Raw genomic sequence first — 913 nt, forward strand, 5'->3', positions numbered from 1 at the left:
TTCTTGATTAGGCTATGAAACGACTCCATACAAGCGTTGTCGTAACAGTTCCCACGTCTCGACATGCTCACTTGAAAATGATGTTCCTGTAAAAGTTGCTGATAGTCATTCGAAGCATATTGGCTCCCACGATCCGAATGATGAATCACTCGTTCCGTTGGTTTTTCGCTGTTTAGAGCTCGTTGTAACGCTTTGATGACTAACTCTTTCGTCATTCGTGTATCGATATACCATCCTACCATCTTGCGAGTATATAAATCCATGATACTGGCTAAATACAACCAGCCTTCATCGGTAGAAATGTACGTAATATCTGCCATCCATACTTCATTCGGAGCCGTTGCTTGGAAGTTTTGTTTCAATAGATTGTCATATACGTTGTAAGGATGGTTACTGTTCGTAGTGGCTTTGAATTTACGGACGGTAATGGATCTCAAGCCTTCTTCCCTCATGATGCGAGCGACCGTCTTTTGAGACACTCGAATCCCTTGTTTGCCTAGTTCTTGCGTAATTTTCGGGCTTCCGTAAATCTTACGGGACTTTAGATACTCATTTCGAATCTGTTGAGTGAGTTGTTCTTTTCGTTTTTTCTGTTTACTTTTCGGACGCTTGAGCCAGTCGTAATACCCACTTCTTGAAACACCGAGCACTTGACACATCTTCACCACGCGAAATTCGTTTCGGTGTTGAAAAATGAATGCGTAAATTACTTCTGGTTTCTGGTGAAGATGCCTAACGCCTTTTTTAGGATCGCTAATTCCTCCTCCAACTCTTGATTACGACGGCGTAACTCAATGATTTCTTGATTTTGTGGCTTGATGTTGCCTGAACCCACAAAACTCTTTCCGTTGCTTTCTTTGTATTCTTTCACCCAACGGTGAAGAGTGTTGTAAGCCAAACCTAACTCTTTTGC

The 913-nt window shown here is 42.1% G+C and carries 1 pseudogene; it reads right to left on the reverse strand.

From position 1 onward, the window contains the following. A pseudogene (locus B6A27_RS18335) lies at positions 1-913 on the reverse strand (IS3 family transposase); the annotation flags it as partial.

The organism is Anoxybacillus sp. UARK-01 (assembly GCF_002075365.1).
Classification (GTDB): Bacteria; Bacillota; Bacilli; order Bacillales; family Anoxybacillaceae; genus Anoxybacteroides; species Anoxybacteroides rupiense.